Below are 20,304 nucleotides of genomic sequence, written 5' to 3'. Positions count from 1 at the left end.
CTTCAGGAAACACCGTCATGCAAGGCGATCTCCTTTCTCTGCTGAATGAACAACGCTCTGGCTTCTCGCTGGCCCGGCCCTTCTATGCCGACCCCGAGGTCTTTGCCGAGGACCTGCGCGCCATCTGGCAGCGCGAATGGATCTTCGCCGCCTCGATCGCGGAATTTCCCAAGACCGGCAGTTATGTGACGCTGCAACTGGGCGCCTATCCGGTGGTCGTGGTGCGTGGTGCGGATGGTGTGATCCGCGCGTTCCACAATGTATGCCGCCATCGCGGACAGCGCATCTGCTCCAAACCCTCGGGTCAGGCGGCAAAGCTGGTCTGCCCCTACCACCAGTGGACCTATGACCCGGACGGGCGCCTGCTGTGGGCGCGCGACATGGGCACGGATTTCGACGCCTCCAAGCACGGGCTGAAGCCGGTGCATTGCACTCAGGCCGCCGGGATGGTGTTTGTCTGTCTGGCCGAGGAAGCGCCGGATTTCGCCGCCGTGCAGGCCGAGGCGGATCGCTATGCCGCGCCGCATGGCATGGCCGACCTTAAGGTCGCCTTCCAGTCGCGCATCGTCGAGGAAGGCAACTGGAAGCTGGTGCTGGAAAACAACCGCGAATGCTATCACTGCGCGGGATCGCATCCGTCGCTCTGCCGCACCTTCAGCGACGACCCCGATCTGGTCGGCGCGGATGACAGCCTGTCCTCGCCCGCCGGTGCCGCCCATGTGAACCGCTGCGAAGAGGCTGGGCTGCCCTCGCGCTATGTCATCGCGCCGAACGATCAGTGGCGTCTGGTGCGCATCCCCTTCGTGGGCGAGGGTGTCAGCTACACCATGGATGGCGCCGCCGCCGCACCGCGCTTGCCGGGCATGCCCTTCGCCAATGCCGGGTCGCTGCTGTTCTTCCACTATCCGAACACCTGGAACCACTTCCTGTCGGATCATGTGCTGAACTTCCGCGTCCTGCCGATCAGCGCCACCCAAACCGAGGTTGTGACCACCTGGCTGGTCCACAAAGATGCCGTGGAAGGGCGCGACTACGATCTGAAACGCCTGACCGAGGTCTGGCTTGCCACCAATGACGAGGATCGCCGCGTGGTCGAGGAAAACCAGATCGGCGTAAGCTCGCCTGCCTATGAACCCGGCCCTTATTCGGCGAAACAGGAAAGCGGCGTGATCCAGTTTGTCGACTGGTATGTCCGCGCGATGATCGCGGCGCAGGCCCCCGGCGGCGCCCGGCTGGCGGCAGAGTAAACCGATGCCGCAGCGCCAGAACTGGACGGCAGAACCCTGGGATGACCACGAGGAGCTTGAATGCGCCATGGTCATCCCCGAAGCGCCCGATTGCGCCACCATCGCCTTCCGCGCCCCTTCCGGGGCGTGGTTCGACTATCAGCCGGGGCAGTTCCTGACGCTGGATCTGCCACTGCCTTCGGGCATGGTCAGCCGGACCTATACCATCTCTTCCTCGCCCTCGCGGCCGCTGTCGCTGTCGATCACCGTCAAGGCGCAGCCGGGGTCCGAAGGCACGCGCTGGCTGATCGACCATCTGAAGCCCGGCATGCGTCTGCGCGCCCATGGCCCGGCGGGGCAGTTCACCTTCCTGCGCCACAAGGCACCGAAATATCTGTTCATTTCGGCAGGATCAGGCATCACCCCGATGATGTCGATGACGATGTGGGCCTGGGATTCGGGCGAAATGCCCGACATCACCTTCGTCCATGCCGCGCGCCGCCCGGCCGAAATCATCTTCCGCCGCAGGCTTGAACAGTTCGCCGCCCGCGTGCCGGGGCTGCAATTGCGCTTCACGGTGGAAGAGGTGGACCCGTTCGAGGTCTGGCCCGGCTATCGCGGGCGGCTCAGCCAGATCATGCTGGGCCTGATGGCGCCGGATTATCTGGAACGTGAGATCTTCTGCTGCGGCCCCGAACCGTTCATGCGGGCGGTGCGCGAGATGCTGGCCTCGCTCGGCTACGACATGGCGCGCTATCACGAGGAAAGCTTTGCTGCCCCCGCGCTGGTCGAACAGCCGGTCGAGACGGTGGAGCTTGGCGGCGCGGCCAGCGTGACCTTCGCGCTGTCGGGCAAAACGCTGGGCTGCGACGGCTCGGAAACCGTGCTGACCGTGGCGAAACGCGCCGGGCTGAACATTCCGTCCAGCTGCAACTTTGGCCTTTGCGGCACCTGCAAGGTGAAGAAAACCTCCGGTGAAGTGGTCATGGTGCATAACGGCGGCATCTCGGATGACGAGATTGACGAGGGGCTGATCCTCGCCTGCTGTTCGCACCCGCAGGGTGCCATTACCGTCGAGGTCTGACCGCCCCCTCATGTGCAGCAAGAATTTTCTTGCCGCACATGCACTTTTGTGTGCATCAAACATATATTCGCTACACACAAGACGGACCCTGCCATGCCTGCCCTTTCCCATTCCCGCGCCGCGCAGGTGTCCTATCAGGATCTGCTGCGCCTGCATCTGGAAGAAACCGCCTCAGAACTCATCGGCAGTGTCGAAGAGCGGGTGCGCAACGGGCGCTGTTATCTTTATGACAGGTTCCGCATCGGGACCGAGATGAAAAGCCGCTATCTGGGCGAAGGCACGCCCGAGTTGCGCGCCCGGCTGGCGCGCGCGGCGGAATTGCGGGCGGGGGCCGGGGCACGCAGGGCGGGGATGACGCGGCTTGCCCGGATCCTGCGGGCCGAAGGCTTCATCGCCACCGACCGTGACACCGGCTCCCTGCTGCTTGCCTTTGCGCGGGCCGGGGTGTTCCGGCTGGGTGGCACGCTGGTCGGAACGGCGGCCTATGCGCTTTATCAGGGCGAACTGGGCGTGCGTTTCGATTCAGACGAACTGGCCCAGACCGGCGACATTGATTTCGCCAGTTTCGAACGGCTGTCCGTGGCACTGGGGGACCGGGTGGAGGAAAACCCCGGCGACATCCTTCAGGCGCTGAAATTCGACCCGGTGCCGGGGATGCCGGACCGGCAGGTGTGGAAGTGGCGGCAGAACCGGGGCGAGGCGCTGGTGGAGTTCCTGACCCCGGCTTTCGGCGATGAAACCGTGAAGCCGTTGCCCGCGCTGGGGGTCAGCGCGCAGGCGCTGAACTACCTGAATTACCTGATCGCCGATCCGATCCCGGCCATCGCGCTTTACCGCTCCGGCGTGCTGGTACAGATCCCCCGCCCCGAGCGGTTCGCCATCCACAAGCTGATCGTCGCAGACCGGCGGCGCGGCGGGGTCGATCAGGCCAAGGCCCGCAAGGATCGCGGCCAGGCGGCTTTCCTGATCGGGATTCTGGCGCAGGACCGACCGGACGATCTGGCCGAAGCTCTGGCAGAGGCGCAGGCGCGTGGCCCGCGCTGGCGGCAACGGATCGGGGCAAGCCTGTCGCGGATGCCGGACACCGCCGCCATCCTGCGCGATCTTGCGTGACGCTGGCTCAGCGCCGTCTGGCCCAGCGGTCGCGGCTGAGACCATACCAGACCTCACCCTGTTCGGACCCGGCAACCGGAACCGGGGCTGCGGGATACTCCGTCCGCTCATAGGTCATCCCCGTCTTTTCCATGACGCGACGCGAGCCGTGGTTGACCGCCAGTGTGCAGGCGATGATCCGGTCATGGCCCGCATGACCGAACCCCCAGTCAATCAGGGCCATCGCCCCTTCACTGGCCAGCCCCCTGCCCCAGTGATCGCGGCGCAGCCGATAGCCAAGCTCGGCCAGCCCGCCACCTTCGGGAAACAGGCCGAACCAGCCGACAAATGCCTCATCCGCGCGACGCCGGGCCGTCCAGACATGCGGTTCGTGACCCCGCGGCATCAGGAAGGTCACCTCGTCCGGGTCCACGCGGTCATGATCGACCGGACCGCCGTTCAGAAATTGCATGACTTCGGCATCCCGCTCCAGCGCGATGAAATCCGGCCCGTCCGCCGGGTGACACGGGCGGAGCGTCAGATTCAACGTGTGCAGGACGGTCATGATGCGGTATCCTGATTGCGCGGGCTGTTCCATAAGACCATCGGGTGCGGCATGGCGCAATGCGGGAAACCGGCTGTCGTCTGGCGGGGCAAGTCTCTGATAACACAGCATGGAAAGCCGTGAATGACCTAACGTAAGGCAGTATTGCCACCAAAATGGGAATGCTTTCTCTTGACCTCGCCCGCTGGCTGAACCAGCAAGGTGCGGCGAACAGAATACAACGAACCCTTCCCTTCCCGGTTTGTAGCTATTGGAGACCCTCGATGTTCAAGCGGCTGGTAATCGCGGTCATTTTGCTGGGGCTGATTGTCGGCGGCATTGTCTGGTTCAAGTACTTCCGGGACGATATGATCGCACAGTATCTCGGCGGCATGGTTCCGCCGCCGGTTCCCGTCAGCACCGAGACGGTCGAGGCCGTCACATGGGAGCCGGGGATCGAGGCGATCGGCACCGCCCTTTCGGCGCGCGGCGTCGATCTCGCCATCGAATCCGGCGGGCTGGTGCGCGCGATCCAGTTCTCCGCCAATGACAAGATTTCGAAAGACCAGCATCTCGTTCAGATCGACGATGACAGCGAGGCTGCTTCGCTGGCCGCCGCGAAAGCGGGGCTGAGCGTCGCGCTGGCCGATGCCAACCGCGCGCATACGTTGTCCGAACGCGGCGTCGGTGCGGCGAATACCGTCGAAAGCGCCGATGCCCAGGTGCAAAGCGCCCGTGCACAGGTCGCCCAGGTGCAGACCGCGCTGGACAGCAAGAAACTGGTGGCGCCCTTCGACGGGGTGATCGGCATTCCGCAGATCGAGGTCGGGCAATATGTGACCCCCGGCACGATCTACGCCACCTTGCAGGATCTGTCGCATATGCGGGTAGATTTCGCCGTACCGGAACAGCAGATCGCTGATCTGACCATGGGCGGGCCGGTCAGCGTGACCTCCGAGGTCGGCAATTTCAGCGCGAAGGGCAACATCATCGCCATCGAACCGCGCGTTGATTCCAACTCGCGCATGGTTTCGGTCCGGGCCGAGGTGGATAACCCCTCCGGCGAGCTGTATCCGGGCCAGTTCCTGCGCGTGCGTATCGCCCTGCCGAAAGAGGAAGGCGTGATCGCCGTGCCGCAAACGGCCGTCAGTTCCACCCTTTACGGGGATTCGATCTATGTGCTGCGGCCGGGAGACACGGCGGAAGAGCAAAAGGTCGAACAGGTGTTCGTTACCATCGGTCGCCGTTCCGGCGCGCGGATCGAAGTGGTCAAGGGCATCGCTGCCGGCGACGAGATCGTGACCTCGGGTCAGAACCGCCTGACCTCGGGCGCACGGGTCAAGGTCGACAATTCGGTGGTGCTTGACGCCCCTGCGGGCGAGTGAGGGCCGAAAGATGAATTTTTCGGAAATCTTCATCCGACGCCCGGTCCTGTCCACCGTCGTCGCCGCACTGATCCTGTTTCTGGGTCTGGTTTCGGTGGTGAACCTGCCGGTTCGCCAGTATCCCGAAGTCGAGGAAACCGTGGTGACCATCACCACAGTCTATCCCGGCGCATCGGCCGATCTGATCCAGGGCTTCGTCACCTCGCCCATCGCCTCAGCGGTGTCGACGACCGAGCATGTCGATTATATCAGCACCGCATCGCGGCCCTCTGCCTCGGTCGTGACGGTACAAATGAAACTGGGCGCCGACCCGGATATCGCCCTGACCGAAGTCATGTCCAAGGTGCAGCAGGTGCGCGGGCAACTGCCGTCGGATGCCGAAGACCCGGTGATCGTGAAAGGCACCGGCCAGACCTTCGCGCTGATGTATCTGGCGGTCCAGAACCCCAACATGACCCCCGAGCAGCTGACCGAATATCTGGAACGCGTGGTCCGTCCGCGCGTGACCAATATCGACGGCGTGGCGCAGATGGAAATCATGGGCGCCTCGGAATATGCCATGCGAATCTGGCTTGATCCGCTGCAACTGGCCGCACGCGGTGTCACCGCCTCCGAGGTGCTGGGCGCGATCCGGGCCTCGAACTTCCTGTCGGCGCCCGGCAAGACCGAGAATGAATACTTCATCTACTCGCTGACGCTGGCCTCCACCGTACAGTCGGCCGAAGCTTTCGGCGCGCTGCCGCTGGTGCAGGGCAAGAACGGCACCGTGCGCCTGCGCGACGTTTCGCGGATCGAACTGGCCTCGGGCGAGCAGGATGCCATCGTAACCTTCGCGGGCGAGCCGGGCACTTTCATCGGTATCATTCCCGCGCCGGGCGAGAACCAGCTGGATGTCGCCGCCAACGTGCTGGCGGCCCTTCCGGCGCTGAACGACACGCTGCCCAAGGGCATGACCATCAAGCTGGTCTACGATTCCACCGAAACCATCGCCGCCTCCATTCAGGAGGTGTTCAAGACCATTGGCGAAGCCGTGGCCATCGTGGTGGTGGTGATCCTGCTGTTCCTCGGCTCGTTCCGGTCGGTTCTCATGCCCATCGTCACGATCCCGCTGTCGCTGATCGGGGTCTGCGCCATCATGCTGACGCTGGGCTATTCGATCAACCTGCTGACGCTGCTGGCCATGGTGCTGGCCATCGGTCTGGTGGTCGATGACGCCATCGTGGTGGTGGAAAACATCCATCGCCATATTGACGAGGGCCTGTCTCCGGCGCGTGCTGCGATTGTCGGGATGAAGGAAATTACCGGGCCGGTCATCGCCATGACCATCACGCTGGCCGCCGTGCTGGCGCCGCTGGCCTTTACCGGCGGGCTGACCGGGTCGCTGTTCACCGAATTTGCGCTGACGCTGGCCGGGTCGGTCATCCTGTCGGGGATCGTCGCGCTGACCATCACCCCCACGATGTCCGCCCGTCTGCTGAGCCACGACGCCCCGGGCCGCTTCCAGCGCACGGTGGACCGGGTGCTGGGCGGCGTCGCCAACTGGTATGAACGCCGGGTGTCCTCGTCTCTGGATTACCGCCCGGTCACGCTGCTTATGGTGGTGTCGCTGCTGGGGGCCACCGGGTTCATGTTCATGAACACCTCCTCCGAACTGGCCCCGGAAGAGGATCAGGGTGCGCTGTTCGCGATCCTGAACGGCCCGCGCTATGCGACACTGGATTATACCGACGCCTTCACCCGCGAGATCGGCAAGCGTACCGCCGACATCCCCGAGGTCGATACTTCGTTCTCGGTCGCCGGGATGGGCGGGGCAGACAATACCGGCTTCTATATCTGGGCGCTGAAGGACTGGTCCGAGCGCAGCCGCAGTCAGGCAGAGATCCAGGCAGAGATTCAGGGCAAACTGGATACGACGCCCGGCCTGCAAGGCTATGCCTTCGCCCCGCCGTCGCTGCCCGGTGCCGGGGGTGGCTTGCCGATTTCCATGGTGATCCAGTCGATCCACTCGCCCGACCGCGTGGTCGAGATCGCCGATGAAATCCGCATGAAAGCCATGCAAAGCGGCAAGTTCATCGTGGTGCAGAACAGCCTTGCTTTCGACGCGCCGCAGATCAGCATTACCATTGATCGCGACCGGGCGGCGGAACTGGGCGTGTCGGTCAGCGAGATCGGCAATACGCTGGGCCTGCTGGTCGGCGGCGGGGCCATCGCGCAATTTGACCGCGACTCCAACAGCTATGACGTGATCACGCAGGTGCCGCAGGAGTGGCGGAACAACCCTGAACGGCTGGAACAGTTCTTCGTCCGCTCCTCATCGGGCGAGATGGTACCGCTGTCCTCGGTGGTTTCGCTGCAACCCGGTGTGGCGGCGGCCTCTATCGAGCAGTTCAACCAGCTCAACTCCGCCACGCTTTCCGCCATGCCGATGATCGGTCTGTCCACCGGGGTCGCCCTGGCCGAGCTGGAGCGGATCGCGGGCGAGGTGCTGCCGGACGGGTTCTTTATCGACTATTCCGGCCAGTCGCGGCTGGAAAAGACGGAAGGCAACACCATCCTTCTGGCCTTCGGCGCCGCGCTTATCGTCATCTACATGGTGCTGGCCGCGCAGTTCGAAAGCTTCCGGGATCCGTTCATCATCATGATGTCGGTGCCGCTCTCGATCTTCGGCGCGGTGCTGCCCCTGTTCTTTGGCGTGAGCACGCTGAACATCTACACGCAGGTCGGGCTGATCACGCTGATCGGGCTGATTACAAAGCACGGCATCCTGATGGTGGAATTTGCCAACCAGCAGCGTGAGGAACACGGCCTGTCCCGCAAGGAGGCCATCGTGGCCGCCGCCAAGACCCGTCTGCGCCCGATCCTGATGACCACTGCCGCCATGGCACTGGCCGTGGTGCCGCTGATCATCGCGGAGGGTGCGGGGGCTGCGGCACGGCAGGCGATGGGTGTGGTGATCTTCGCCGGTCTGATGATCGGAACGGTCTTCACCCTGTTCGTGGTGCCGATGTTCTATACGCTGATCTCGCGCAGCGACAGCGCCTACCTTCTGCACAAGAACGAGGTCACGAAGAAATTCGCCTGACCGTGGCGCAGACTGATATCGACAGGGCGGCGCGGGACACTGCGCCGCCCTGTGCGTTTCAGAGTCAGAAAACGAAGTCGCCGATGTCCAGATCGGCCACGCGCATGTTTTCCAGCCGGACCGAGCTGCCGGCAGACAGGCTCAGCACCACATCGTCCCCCGATTGCCGGGCCGTGTCGATCACCGCCTGAACCTGCGCGCGGCTGAAGTCATCCAGATGCAGCCGGTCCTGCCCGTTGGTGAAATCGGTGATGCGGTCGCGGCCGTCGCCACGTTCGAACTCGAACACATCGGCGCCCGAACCGCCGGTCAGCGTATCATTGCCCCGGCCGCCTTCCAGCCAGTCACGCCCGGTGCCACCGAACAGACGGTCGCGTCCCGCGCCCCCGTCCAGTTCGTCATTGCCGGAACCACCGAACAGCCGGTCGTTGCCGCCGTCGCCGTCCAGCTCGTCATGGCCAAGGCCGCCGTGCAGCACATCGTCACCGCTGTCGCCATCCAGTTCATCATTTCCGCTGTATCCGAACAGGCGGTCATTGCCCGCGCCGCCGTCCAGTTCATCATTGCCGGCGTAGCCTTTCAGCGTGTCATTGCCGCCACGACCGTCCAGCCAGTCAATGCCATCGCTGCCTTTCAGCAGATCGGCAGTCGGGGTTCCAGTCTTGCGTGCCATCGGTGGCTCCTTTTCTTGCGCGTTGGATACAGGACGAGATGTCCCGAAGGTGGCTTGGCTTAACCCGGCGCTGCTGACAGTGTTCCGATCCCGGATGTCAGCCAATTGTCAGACAGGCATGTTCCCGCCGGGTCATGTGGTCTCAGTCATCAGCACGCTGGCGCAGGATGCGGCCCGTCGCGGCGTCAACACGCAACTCGACCCGCAGCCCTTCGGCGGTAATCGCTTTCGCCTCGATCAGGCCCGCGTCCAGTTCCGCCTCGCTGACGCGATAGCCCTGCGCCTCAATCTGAGCGACAAGCCCGGAAAGCCGAGGTTCGGTCTGCGCAACAGCGGCGGACGCCCCTGTCACCAGCACCAGAAGCGCCGGAAGAATAGCCTGTTTCATATCAACCTCCTGAGGACCGGGCCATGACGCCCGCCCCCTTCTGGCAAAGCTGCGCTGACGCGGCTCTGATCCGATTTGTCAGTGTGATGTCAGGATGGATCGGCTAGATTGCCTGCATGAAAGCCCATGTCCTTGCCTCTGCCTGTGCCCTCGCGCTCCTGTCTTCCGCAGGACATGGCGACACGCCGCGCCGTGATTTTGAAATCGCGCGCGATGCCGTCGCGCGGGGCGAGATCCTGCCACTGGCCGAGGTTCTGGCGCGGCTTCAGACCGTGCATCCCGGCCGGGTGATCGAGGTTGAACTGGAAATCAGCGACGACAAGATGGTTTACGAGGTCGAGCTGGTGACCCCCGATGGACGGTTGATCGAAGTGGAGCTTGACGCCGCCACGGCGGAAATCCTCGATTATGAAGAGGAAGACCCCTCCTGATGCGCGCGCTTGTTGTCGAGGATGACGCGAGGATCGCGAGCGATCTGCACCGGGCGCTTGCCTCGGCCGGGTTCAGGGTGGAACGGGTGGCGGACGGTGAAACCGCGTGGTTTCGCGGCGGGACGGAAACCTATGACCTGATCGTCCTCGACCTCGGGCTTCCACAGCTTGACGGGCTCACCGTGCTGAAACGCTGGCGCGCGGAAGGGGTGGAATGCCCGGTTCTGGTGCTGACCGCACGCGGCGCCTGGACCGAACGGGTCGAGGGCATAGACGCCGGGGCCGATGATTATCTGCCCAAACCCTTTCGTATGGAAGAGCTGCTGGCCCGTGCGCGGGCGCTGGTCCGACGGGCAGGCGGGCGCGGGGCGGCGCAGCAGGCGGTGGGGGATCTTTCGGTCGATCTGAACCGCATGATAGTAGCGCTGCGCGGCGTACCGGTGGCCGTGACACCGCTGGAGTTTCGCCTGGTCGCCTATCTGGCGCTGCACCGCGACCGGACGGTGCCGCCAACCGAGTTGCTGGAGCATCTGTACGGGGATGAAGATGCCAAGGAGGCGAATGCGGTCGAGGCCATCGTCGCGCGGCTGCGGCGCAAGCTCGGCAGCGGTGTCATCGGCACACGGCGCGGCTTCGGCTATTATCTGGAAGCGGCGGAATGATCCTGCGGTCCTTGCGCTGGCGCCTGATCCTTGCCGGAGGCGGGGCCATCGTGCTGGCGCTGGTGCTGGCGGCCCTCGGCCTTGCCCTGCTGTTCGAGCGTCATGTGGAACGGGTGGCAGTCGCCGATCTGGAGGCCCGCGCCATGGCCGTCGCTGCCCTGGTGGAGCCGCAGCCCGACGGGCCGCCGGCCTTCCGCAAAGTGGCCTCCGACCCGCTTTATGAACAGCCGTTTTCCGGGCATTACTGGCAGATCGGGCTTGGGTCTTCAGTGCTGCGTTCGCGGTCACTGTGGGATTTTGGCTTTCCCCCGGCAGAGGCGCCGCCGGACCCCGCCCCGCCGCAGGGGCGGCGCGTTCTGGCGCTGACCGGACCGCTGGAAAGACCGTTGCTGGCGCTGGAATGGTGGCTGGAGGTTCGCTCGGGCGGCGAAAGCCTGCCGCTGCGCATCATTGTCGCCCGCGACCGCGCCGAGCTGGATAACGCCCGCCAGGGTTTTCTGTCGGATCTGCTGCCCTATCTGGGCCTTCTGGGCCTGTGCCTGCTGGCAGCCTCGTCGGTGCAGATCACCGTGGGCCTGCACCCGTTGCGCCAGATCCGCGCGCAGGTTGCCGCGCTGCGCTCGGAGCAGCGCGCCCGGCTTGGCCCGGACATGCCGCAGGAGGTGCAGCCCCTCGCCGCAGAGATTGACGCCCTGCTTGATGCCCGCGACGACGAGCTGACCAAGGCCCACCATCGCGCGGGCGACCTGGCGCATGGTTTCAAGACGCCGTTGCAGGCGCTGATGGGTGATGCCAGGCTGCTGCGCGACCGCGGCGAGGCGGATATCGCGCAGAGTATCGAGCTTGTGGCCGGGTCGATGCGGCGTCTGGTCGATCACGAACTGGCGCGCGCGCGCATCCGCTCGGACCGTCTGGTCGCCGCTGTTGCGGACCCCGCCGTGGTCATCGGCCGGGTGGTGGCGGTGCTGCAACGCACGCCCGCAGGCGCTGAACTGGACTGGCAGGTTGATGTGGCGCCCGGCCTCGCCGCCCGCATTGACCCCGCCGACCTGACCGAGGCCGTCGGCGCCCTGGCCGAAAATGCGGTGCAGCATGCCCGGAGACGCATTGCGATATCGGCCCGGCGCGACGGCGCGCATCTGGCCATCACTCTGCGCGATGACGGGCCGGGGGCGCCCGATGCCGCGCTGACCCGGCTGCGCCAGCGGGGTGCGCGACTGGACGAGGCGGGCGACAACCATGGTCTCGGACTGGCCATCGTGGCGGATATTGCGGCTGCGGCGGGGGGTGAACTGATGCTGCGCAACGCCACACCGGGCCTGGAGGTCACGCTGCGGCTTTTATCGGCTGCAAAAGGCTGATGTCGGGATCAGGCCACCACGGTGCGGATCGCGGTTGAAGCGCCGGTCGGGATGGCCGACAACAGGGCATGACCCGTCTTGCTCCGCTGTTCCGGTGCTACTTTCCCGGCTTTGCCATTGCTGCCGTCGTCGCACTGGCGGCGCAGTTTCTGGCCGATCACTACGGCGCGCCCTCGATGCTCATGGCGATCCTGATTGGCCTTGCGCTGAACTTTCTGGGCGAGGACACCCGGACTGCGCCAGGCATCGGGCTTGCGGCACGGCATGTCTTGCGGATCGGGGTGGCGCTGCTGGGCATCCGCATCAGCGCCGATACCCTTGCCGGGCTGGGTCTTGCACCGCTGAGCCTTGTTGCCCTGGCCGTGCCGCTAACCATCGGCTTCGGCCTGCTGCTGGCCCGGCTTCTGGGGCAGCCCGGCCGGTTCGGCTTTCTGACCGGCGGTGCGGTAGCGATCTGCGGCGCCTCGGCTGCCATGGCGATCGGCGCCCTGCTGCCGCAGGATGACCGGCGCGAGCGGGACATCGCCTTCACCGTCATCGCGGTCACGGTGATGTCAACGCTGGCGATGATCCTTTATCCGGTGCTGACCGCCCGGCTGGGCCTGACCGATGCCTCCACCGGCCTGCTGTTGGGCGCGACGATCCATGACGTCGCGCAGGTGGTGGGCGCAGGCTTTTCGGTTTCGCCTGAAACCGGCGAGATTTCGACGGTGTTCAAGCTGTTCCGGGTGATGCTGCTGGCGCCGGTCGTCGTGATCGCGGCGCTGACGCTGCGCAATGGCTCCGCGGCAGGCGGGCGGCGCCCGCCGCTGGTGCCCGGCTTCGTCATCGGTTTTCTGGTGCTGGCGGCAGCCAATTCGCTGGGTCTGGTGCCGCAGGCGCTGCGCGATCTGCTGGACCCGCTGATCCGGGCAAGCCTTCTGATGGCCGTCGGCGCGGTGGGGCTGCGTACCAATCTGCCGGGGCTGATGACCGTGGGGGCAACGGCGGCGCTGATGATCGTGGCGGAAACGGTTTTCCTGCTGGCCATCGTGCTGGGGCCGCTGCTGATCTGGGGCCTGTAATCGCGCTGGACCTTCCTGTTTTATCCGGTTAATGCACGATTATGCACGATTCAACACTCCCCCTCGCCCGCCGTGACCTGATTGCCCACCGGCTTGACGCCGGGCAATCGGTTCACTCCGGCGCGCTGGCGACCGAGTTCGGGGTTTCCGAAGATGCGATCCGCCGGGATCTGAGGGCGCTGGCACAGCAGGGCCTGTGTCGACGGGTTTATGGCGGGGCTTTACCGCTTTCACCTGCCTCGGGGCCGGTTGCCGCACGTCAGGCCGAAGCGCCCGCGCAAAAACAGGCCCTTGCACAGGTGGCCTGCGGCCTCATCCAGCCCGGCATGACGCTGTTTCTGGATACCGGCAGCACTGTCGCACATCTGGCGGCGCGCCTGCCTGTTCTGCCCGATCTGCGGGTTATTACCAACTCCCTGCCCGCCGCCGCAGTGCTGATGCAGCGAAATGATCTGTCGCTGGTGTTGATTGGCGGCGGCGTCGATCCGTCGACGGGCGGCTGCACCGATGCCCGCGCGCAGGCCGCACTGGCCCTGTATCGCTTCGACCTTTGCTTCCTGGGTGCCTGTGCGCTGTCGCAGAAACAGGGGCTGGCGGGGTTCGATCTGGCGGATGTCGATTTCAAACGACAGCTCATTGACCGTAGTGCGGAAACCGCCCTGATGATGACCACCGCGAAGCTGGGAACCACGGCGCCCTATGCCATCGCCGGGCTTGATGCGGTGGCCGATTACATCCTTGCCGCCGATGCCCCTGCCCCCGTGGCCGACGCCCTGCGCGCGGCCGGGGCCCGGGTGCATCTGGCCTACCCCGACCGGAGCATGACATGACCCCTTCCGCCAATACCCCCGCAACACGGCGGGCAACGCGGCTTGGCTTCTTCATTGCCGGGTTCGTCATGTCCTGCTGGGCGCCGCTGGTGCCTTATGCCAAGGCCAATACGGGCGCGAGTGAGGGAGAGCTGGGCCTGCTGCTGCTGTGCCTCGGGATCGGCTCGCTGATCGCCATGCCGCTGACGGGCTGGTTCAGCACCCGCGCCGGGGCACGACCGATGATCCTGCTGGGCGGTCTTGGGCTCGTGCTGATCCTGCCTGCGCTGGCGGTGGTCAGCCTGCCGGTGATGCTGGGGGGCGCATTGCTGGTGTTCGGGGCAGCGCTTGGTACGATCGACGTGGCGGTAAACGTCCATGCGGTCGAGGTGGAGCGCGACTCCGCGCGCCCGCTGATGTCCGGATTTCATGCAATGTTCAGCCTGGGCGGGGTGGCCGGTGCGGGCGGCATGACCTTCCTGCTGTCATCAGGCCTGACACCGGGGCATGCCGCCCTGTGGTGCAGCGCGCTGGCGCTGATCACGCTGATCCTTGCCGCCCCCGGCCTGCTGCCCGCCCCGGCGGGCGAACCTGCGGCCTTTGCCCTGCCGCGCGGGCTGGTCCTGATCCTCGCCGGGCTTGCGGCGGTGACCTTTCTGGTCGAGGGCGCCATTCTGGACTGGGGCGCGCTGCTGATCCTTGATCGTGCCCTTGCGCCTGCGGAACAGGGCGGCCTCGGCTATATGCTGTTCTCGGTCGCGATGGTGCTGGGCCGGTTCAGCGGCGACCGGGTGGTCGCATTGCTGGGCGCGCGGCGCGTGCTGGTCTGCGGCGGGCTTCTGGCGCTTGCCGGCTTTGCCGTCCTTCTGCTGTCGCCGCTGGCGGTTCCCGCCATGGCCGGGTTCGTGCTGATCGGCTTCGGTGCCTCGAACCTCGTGCCGGTGCTGTTCAGCCTTGCCGGGCGGCAGAAAGCGATGCCGGCGGGGCTGGCCATCGCCGCGGTGACGACGACCGGCTACGCTGGCATCCTTGCCGGTCCCGCCGCCATCGGCGCGCTGTCGCAGGCGACCAGCCTGTCCACCGCCTTTTGGCTGCTGGCTGTGCTGGTCGCGCTGGTACCGCTGTCGGCCCGCATCGTCACGCGCTGAGGGGGCGGGCCGCGGCGGCTCAGTGCTGGTTCTGGCCCATCCGGGCAAAGGCGGCAGGGTTCGCCGCCTTCAGCCGCCGCGCCGCCAGCACCCCCACCAGCGCCGCCAGCGGGATCAGCGAGGGCAGGATGATCCCCAGCGCCCCGCCGGTGGTGCCCGTCAGATCGCCGAAGTTCAGGAAGATGTAGACGAAGAGCGCCGCCATGATCAGCCCCGAGACGCCGGGCAGGATCAGCGTCTTCAGCGGCGAGGCCCCCGCCGCGCCCTTGCCGAAGAATACGATGACGGCAACCGAGGTTACGGTCATCATGCCCAACACGCCCAGGGTGCCGATCTGGCTGATCCATGTGAACATGTTCAGGATCGGATCAAGCCCCAACCCGGCGAAGATCGCCAGCACGACCAGCGCCCCGACGGTCTGCACAACCGAGCCGATATGCGGGCTTTGATGCCGGTCATGGGTCTGGCCAAACACTGCGGGCAACAGCCCCTCGCGTCCGGCGACATAGGAATAGCGCGCGATGTAATTGTGAAAGGCGGACAGCGCGGCGAAAAGGCTCGATACCAGCAGGATACCCGCGATGGGTGGCACCGGCCCGCCGACATACTGATCGGCCAGCACGAAGAAATATTCGGTCGGATCGGCCAGCCCGCCGATGGTCGGCAGCAGGTTGTCGGCCCCCACCGCGACGATCATCAGCCAGGTGGTGAAAACGAAGAACAGCCCGATCATCAGGACAGACAGATAGGTTGCGCGCGGGATCGTGCGGTCAGGGTCGCGGGCTTCCTCGGCATAGATTGTCGTCGCCTCGAAGCCGATGAAAGAGCCCAGGCAGAACAGGATCGCCGCCGTCATCGACCCCGAAAAGATGGCCCCGGTGTCAAAGATGTTCAGCGCCAGCCCCCCGGCCCCGCCTTTGCCGAGGATGGCGAAATCGACGATGAACACCACAAGGTATTCCAGCGCGACCAGCACCATCATCACACGGGCCGAAAGATCGACCTGCCGGTAGCCCAGAACGCCCACCAGCGCGATAGCCAGAAGGCTCCAGACCCACCAGGGCAGGACAAGGCCAAAGCTGCCGAAGACGCCAGCCGCGATGCCACCCAGCAGGCCGATCAGCCCGAACTGCATGGCATTATAGGCCACCAGCGCGGTGAAAGCGGTGGCGCCACCCCAGGTGCCGCCCAGGCCCCGCGCCGCATAGGCATAGAAGGCACCCGCATTCTTCACATGTCGCGACATCGCGACATAGCCGACCGAGAAGGCCAGCATGACCAGCGTCATGAAAAGGAAGGTCGCAGGCACCCCGGTGCCATTGCCGATCAGAAAGGCAATGGGCACCGCGCCCGCCACCCCGGTCAGCGGGGCTGCGGCTGAAATCACCATGAAGGTGACCGCCAGAAGCCCGAGAGAATTGCTGCGGAGCCGGTTCGCCCCCGCGCCAGTCGTATCAGTCATGGTCCACTCCTTGCTGGATTGCGGACGCCGGTCTTTGTGCCAGCTGTCCGATGCAGTGCCTCGGGCCTAGTCGCCCTCGGAGAAATGCACGGCCCGGCGATAGGCGCGCTGGCCGTAAAGCAGTGCCGCCGGGCTTTCGGACAGCCGCACACCGACGACATGCCCGATGATGATGTGATGCGTCTCCCACAGCAGCGCGGTGCCAAGACGGCATTCAAAGGCTGCGGTCGCGCCGGTCAGAAGCGGCTGGCCCAGTTCGCCGGGTTGCCAGGGCGTGTGATCGAAACGCCCGGCCCGGTGGCCGGTCAGGCCGCGCCCGGCAAAGAGGTTCGACACATCCATCTGGTGCTCCCCCAGAAGGTTGGCACAGAAGGCGCGGTTCTTCAGGATGGCCGCCGCCGCCGGGCTTTGGTGATGAATGCAGGCCAGAAGCGAAGGATGGTCGCCATCGGCAGAAACGGAGGTGAGCGACGAAATCGTCACCGCCTCGCGCCCGCCCTCGCCATCGGTGGTCGCGACCGCGACAAACGTCGCGGCGCGGCTCATGCCTTCCAGAAACAGGCTGCGCAGATCCGCCATGGCTCAGCCCAGATCGAAAAAGCGTTCGAGTTCCACATCGGGAACCTTGCGGCGGAAGGCATCGTACTGGCATTCGCGCGTGGCGGTGAAAGCCTCGACAAAGCGCGGGCCCAGCCAGTCGGCCGCGAAGGCAGAGCCGCGCAGCCGCGAGATCGCCTCGGGCATCGAGCGGGCAAAATCGCGCGGCGTTTCCTGTGCATAGCCGGAGCCGATGGTTTCGGGGTCGGGTTCCAGCCCTTCAAGGATACCGGCAACGCCTGCGGCCAGTGTGGCGGCGGTGGTAAGATAGGGGTTGGTATCGGCGCCGGGCAGGCGGTTCTCCACCCGCAGGCTGCCCGCGTCATGGCCTACCACCCGCAGGCAGGTCGTGCGGTTTTCGTACCCCCAGGTCAGGCCGGGCGGCGCGAAGGTGCCCGGCGCGAAGCGGCGATAGGAATTCACCGTGGGCTGGAAAATCAGCGTCATGTCGCCGAGATATTTCTGCAAACCGCCCATGAACTGGCGGAAGGTCGCGCTCATGCCGTGCCGCGCCGCCGGGTCATGGAACAGCGCCCTGCCATCGGCCCCCTTCAGGCTGACATGCAGGTGGATGGACTGGCTGTCGGCCTGTTCGTTCCAGCGCGGCATGAAGGTGACGCTGCGCCCCTGCCGCAGCGCCAGCGCGCGGACAAAGTTCTTCAGCAGCACCATCTGATCGGCAGGCTCCACTCCCTCGCCCGCCCCGATGCAGGCTTCCATGAAACCGGCGCCGATTTCCTCGTGCATCTTGGCAAGGTCGATGCGCAGCGGTTCACAGATCGCGGCCAGCGCCTCATACCATTCCGTCTGCATGACCTGATAGAGGATCAGGTCATGGCTGGCATGTGGCGTCGCGGTCTTGAGGTTTCGGTATCCCTTGGCACGCGCGCTTTCCGGGGTTTCGTCGAACAGCGTATATTCAAGTTCCATCCCGTATTTCGGGAAGAACCCGGCGTCCGCCGCCCGCGCCAGCACCGATTTCAGGATCGCGCGCGGGCAGATCGCGGCTGACGCTCCGGTGTAGTTGGACAACACCAGCAGATCATGCCCCGGCTTCGACCATGGCAGGCTGCGCGCCGAGGCCGGGTCCAGTTGCAGCGGATCGTCGTGAAAATCCCCGCTGTCATCATTCACGCCCGGAATGGTCAGCATCTCGTCGGTCGGATCCAGCGCAAGCTGGGCCGGAGCCATGCCCATGCCGTTCTGCGCGATCCCTTTCAGGCTGCGGGCCGAAACCATCTGGCCCCGCAAAAGCCCGTTCGTATCGGCCATGGCCACCGTGGCAAAGCGGCTGCCGGGATCGGCAAGGAAGTCTTCAAGCGTCATCCTGTTCCCCTGTCGGAAGCGGTCGGGCGCCTGTCAGCGCCTCTAGTTGATGAAGATCGGTTTGCGGATCGGTCGAATAGGCGCGCAGGAAAACCCGCAGGCCATTGTGGATATAGCGGGCCAGCTGCGCCTGGGTCGGCGCCGCGTCCGGCATGTAAAGCGCCTGCGTCCGCGGGGCTGAAAGGATCAGGCCCCACAGATCCTGCGCGGCGAGTTCGGCATCTTCGAAAGTCAGCCGCCCCTCGTCACGCCGCCGCACGAGATAGGCCATGATCCCTTGCAGCACATGATCGGGGCCAGAGGCCTGATAGGCCCGGCCGATCTCGGGAAAGCGCTGCACCTCGCCGATGATCAGCCGTGCAAGTGACAGCAGGTCCGGGCGCATCACCGTGTCGGCATAGTCCCAGGCAAACTCCAGCAGGTCGTTGACCATGCCCTCTTCGGTCGGATGTTCAAAGACATCGAGCATCCGGTCGCGCTTGCCCAGCATCATGGCCGAGAACAGCGCCTCTTTCGACGCGAAGTATTGGTAAAGCGTCGGCTTCGAAAGCCCCGCCGCCATGGCCACCGCATCCATCGTCGCGCCGGAATAGCCTGTTTCGGCAAAGACCTTCAGCGCCGCATCGAGAATGCGCCTTTCGCGGTCGATCCGGTTCTGTTCGCGGCGGGACAGGACGGTCATCGCGGCAGCGCCTCCAGAAAGCCGGTGAGGATGCGGCTGTAGCTTTCGGGGCATTCCACGTTGCAGACATGGCCTGCCCCGGCGATCACCTCGAACTGAACCGCAGGATGCGGCGCCTGATCCCAGATCCGGCCCGCGATGCCGCGGATTTCGGCAGGCGGCGCCAGGCGGTCGTGCTCTCCCGTCATCAGCAGAACCGGCATGGTCAGTTTCGAGAAATCGAAACGCTCCAGCGGGTTGGTGAAGCAGACCAGCGCATCGCGATAAGTGGCGGCGGGAATGGCCGCCATCGAGGCATGCAGCGCCTGCCGTGTCGCCTCATCAGCCTCCGGCCCCGCCAGAACCTTCACCACCGCCGGCGCGAAATCGGCAGGCACCTGACCCGCGTTCAGGGGCACCTCACGGCTGAGCCGGAACGCCTCGCGTTCCTCCGGTCCCGCCTCGGACATGCCGGTGCAGCCTCCGGACAAGACCAGCCCGGCCAGAAGCTCTGGGTGGCGCATCGCGAAGGAGGTCGCGATCCACGAGCCATAGGACAGCCCCACCAGCACCAGCCGGTCGGCACCCAGAACGCTGCGCAGGCGCAGGATGTCGGCACAGTAATCGTCGACGGTGGATTGCCGTGGACCGAGCGTGCTGTCGCCGTAACCGCGCAGATCCAGCGCCGCCGCCCGCATCAGCCGCCCTGCCTGACCCAGCTGCGGCAGCCAGTTACCGCGCGCGCCGCCGATCCCATGCAGGAACAGGCAGAGCGTGCGGCTGCCGATTTCAGGCGTGACCGACAATGCCAGCCGGGGCAGATCATCCACCATCATCGAGGTGCTGCCCATCGGGTGAGGCAGCGGTTGCACAGCGGGAGCCGGGGCCACACGCAGCACCGCCAGCGCGGCAATTCCAGCCTCGAACACCGCCCGCGTACCTTCGGCAATCTGGCCCAGCCGCACGGCGGGGGCCCGGATCGCCGCCGTCCACAGGACGCTGGACCCGCCGCCTTCTGCCGGGGCGACCGAAAAGCGGGCGTCATAGGCCTCGCAGCCGGCGATGCCCTCAAGATGGGTATAGCCCAGCACCCGGTCGCTGTCTGACCGATAGGTGAGCTGTTCGCGGTACAGCGTATCCTCACCATGAACCCTGAACGCCCGGATCAAAGCACCACGGGCATCGCGTTCGACGCCGATCTCGCGGATCGCCGGATGCCAGGCGGCGCAGAAGTCGCCTGCCACCTGCCAGACCTGTTCTGGCGGCAGCGGCACATGGCCATGCACATGGACCTGATCGCGCGGCATAG

At 65.5% G+C, this 20,304-nt stretch carries 19 protein-coding genes; 11 read left to right on the top strand and 8 right to left on the bottom strand.

The annotated features are described in order from the left end of the window. Positions 1 to 17: 17 nt before the first annotated feature. From AO684_RS11470 to AO684_RS11460, 3 genes are all read left to right on the top strand, one after another. Entirely contained in the window at positions 18 to 1,247 is a 1,230-nt protein-coding gene (locus tag AO684_RS11470) for an SRPBCC family protein (protein ID WP_054302883.1), read from the top strand. A gap of 4 nt (positions 1,248 to 1,251) precedes the next feature. Continuing rightward, a complete protein-coding gene (locus tag AO684_RS11465) occupies positions 1,252 to 2,310 on the top strand; it encodes a hybrid-cluster NAD(P)-dependent oxidoreductase (protein ID WP_054302882.1) in 1,059 nt (352 codons plus the stop codon). 93 nt (positions 2,311 to 2,403) lie between these two features. After that, positions 2,404 to 3,423 (top strand): GSU2403 family nucleotidyltransferase fold protein, encoded by a 1,020-nt coding sequence (locus AO684_RS11460; RefSeq protein WP_054302881.1) that lies wholly within the window; start codon positions 2,404 to 2,406, stop codon positions 3,421 to 3,423. A gap of 7 nt (positions 3,424 to 3,430) precedes the next feature. Here the strand turns inward: AO684_RS11460 and AO684_RS11455 are convergent, their stop codons facing one another. Next, positions 3,431 to 3,967: a GNAT family N-acetyltransferase gene (locus AO684_RS11455; protein WP_054302880.1), complete on the bottom strand. Its 537-nt coding sequence runs from the start codon at positions 3,965 to 3,967 to the stop codon at positions 3,431 to 3,433. 263 nt (positions 3,968 to 4,230) lie between these two features. Here AO684_RS11455 and AO684_RS11450 point away from each other — a divergent pair, with 263 nt between their 5' ends. Further along, positions 4,231 to 5,331 carry an efflux RND transporter periplasmic adaptor subunit gene (locus tag AO684_RS11450; RefSeq protein ID WP_054302879.1) on the top strand — a complete coding sequence of 367 codons (1,101 nt, stop codon included), beginning with the start codon at positions 4,231 to 4,233 and terminating at the stop codon, positions 5,329 to 5,331. Positions 5,332 to 5,341: 10 nt separating this feature from the next. After that, positions 5,342 to 8,413, top strand: a complete 3,072-nt coding sequence (locus tag AO684_RS11445; protein WP_054302878.1) for an efflux RND transporter permease subunit — start codon at positions 5,342 to 5,344, stop codon at positions 8,411 to 8,413. A 64-nt stretch (positions 8,414 to 8,477) separates the two neighbouring features. Here AO684_RS11445 and AO684_RS11440 read toward each other — a convergent pair whose 3' ends face one another. Both AO684_RS11440 and AO684_RS11435 read right to left on the bottom strand, forming a co-directional pair. Next, a complete protein-coding gene (locus AO684_RS11440) occupies positions 8,478 to 9,086 on the bottom strand; it encodes a calcium-binding protein (RefSeq protein WP_054302877.1) in 609 nt (202 codons plus the stop codon). 142 nt (positions 9,087 to 9,228) lie between these two features. Next, a complete protein-coding gene (locus AO684_RS11435; RefSeq protein ID WP_054302876.1) occupies positions 9,229 to 9,474 on the bottom strand; it encodes a PepSY domain-containing protein in 246 nt (81 codons plus the stop codon). 116 nt (positions 9,475 to 9,590) lie between these two features. On the opposite strand from AO684_RS11435, the gene AO684_RS11430 reads away from it, so the two are divergent. From AO684_RS11430 to AO684_RS11405, 6 genes are all read left to right on the top strand, one after another. Then, complete coding sequence (locus AO684_RS11430) at positions 9,591 to 9,905, top strand: PepSY domain-containing protein (protein WP_054302875.1); 315 nt, start codon at positions 9,591 to 9,593, stop codon at positions 9,903 to 9,905. Beyond that, on the top strand, positions 9,905 to 10,567 hold the full coding sequence (locus AO684_RS11425; RefSeq protein WP_054302874.1) for a response regulator transcription factor: 663 nt from the start codon (positions 9,905 to 9,907) through the stop codon (positions 10,565 to 10,567). Before AO684_RS11430 ends, AO684_RS11425 begins: the two co-directional genes overlap by 1 nt. Further along, the gene (locus tag AO684_RS11420; RefSeq protein WP_082400911.1) at positions 10,564 to 11,928 is read left to right on the top strand and encodes a HAMP domain-containing sensor histidine kinase; all 1,365 of its coding nucleotides are present in this window, start codon (positions 10,564 to 10,566) and stop codon (positions 11,926 to 11,928) included. The genes AO684_RS11425 and AO684_RS11420 overlap by 4 nt, the downstream gene beginning before the upstream one ends. 68 nt (positions 11,929 to 11,996) lie before the next feature. Continuing rightward, positions 11,997 to 12,992, top strand: coding sequence for a YeiH family protein (locus AO684_RS11415; RefSeq protein WP_054302873.1), 996 nt, complete (start codon positions 11,997 to 11,999; stop codon positions 12,990 to 12,992). A 41-nt stretch (positions 12,993 to 13,033) separates the two neighbouring features. Next, entirely contained in the window at positions 13,034 to 13,822 is a 789-nt protein-coding gene (locus AO684_RS11410) for a DeoR/GlpR family DNA-binding transcription regulator (RefSeq protein WP_054302872.1), read from the top strand. Further along, positions 13,819 to 14,949, top strand: a complete 1,131-nt coding sequence (locus AO684_RS11405) for an MFS transporter (RefSeq protein WP_054302871.1) — start codon at positions 13,819 to 13,821, stop codon at positions 14,947 to 14,949. The genes AO684_RS11410 and AO684_RS11405 overlap by 4 nt, the downstream gene beginning before the upstream one ends. A 19-nt stretch (positions 14,950 to 14,968) precedes the next feature. Here the strand turns inward: AO684_RS11405 and AO684_RS11400 are convergent, their stop codons facing one another. The 5 genes from AO684_RS11400 to AO684_RS11380 form a co-directional block, all read right to left on the bottom strand. After that, a complete protein-coding gene (locus AO684_RS11400) occupies positions 14,969 to 16,411 on the bottom strand; it encodes an APC family permease (protein WP_054302870.1) in 1,443 nt (480 codons plus the stop codon). 66 nt (positions 16,412 to 16,477) lie between these two features. Further along, positions 16,478 to 16,990, bottom strand: coding sequence for a flavin reductase family protein (locus tag AO684_RS11395; protein WP_054302869.1), 513 nt, complete (start codon positions 16,988 to 16,990; stop codon positions 16,478 to 16,480). Between the two features lie 3 nt (positions 16,991 to 16,993). Continuing rightward, positions 16,994 to 18,334 carry a glutamine synthetase family protein gene (locus tag AO684_RS11390; RefSeq protein WP_054302868.1) on the bottom strand — a complete coding sequence of 447 codons (1,341 nt, stop codon included), beginning with the start codon at positions 18,332 to 18,334 and terminating at the stop codon, positions 16,994 to 16,996. Further along, positions 18,324 to 19,016: a TetR/AcrR family transcriptional regulator gene (locus AO684_RS11385; protein ID WP_054302867.1), complete on the bottom strand. Its 693-nt coding sequence runs from the start codon at positions 19,014 to 19,016 to the stop codon at positions 18,324 to 18,326. The genes AO684_RS11390 and AO684_RS11385 overlap by 11 nt, the downstream gene beginning before the upstream one ends. After that, positions 19,013 to 20,302 carry an alpha/beta fold hydrolase gene (locus AO684_RS11380; protein WP_054302866.1) on the bottom strand — a complete coding sequence of 430 codons (1,290 nt, stop codon included), beginning with the start codon at positions 20,300 to 20,302 and terminating at the stop codon, positions 19,013 to 19,015. Before AO684_RS11380 ends, AO684_RS11385 begins: the two co-directional genes overlap by 4 nt. Between the last annotated feature and the right edge of the window lie 2 nt (positions 20,303 to 20,304).

Origin of the sequence: Gemmobacter sp. LW-1 (genome assembly GCF_001303875.1) — a bacterium.
Lineage (GTDB): Bacteria > Pseudomonadota > Alphaproteobacteria > Rhodobacterales > Rhodobacteraceae > Gemmobacter > Gemmobacter caeni.
This window is presented reverse-complemented; position numbering and strand designations above follow the sequence as displayed.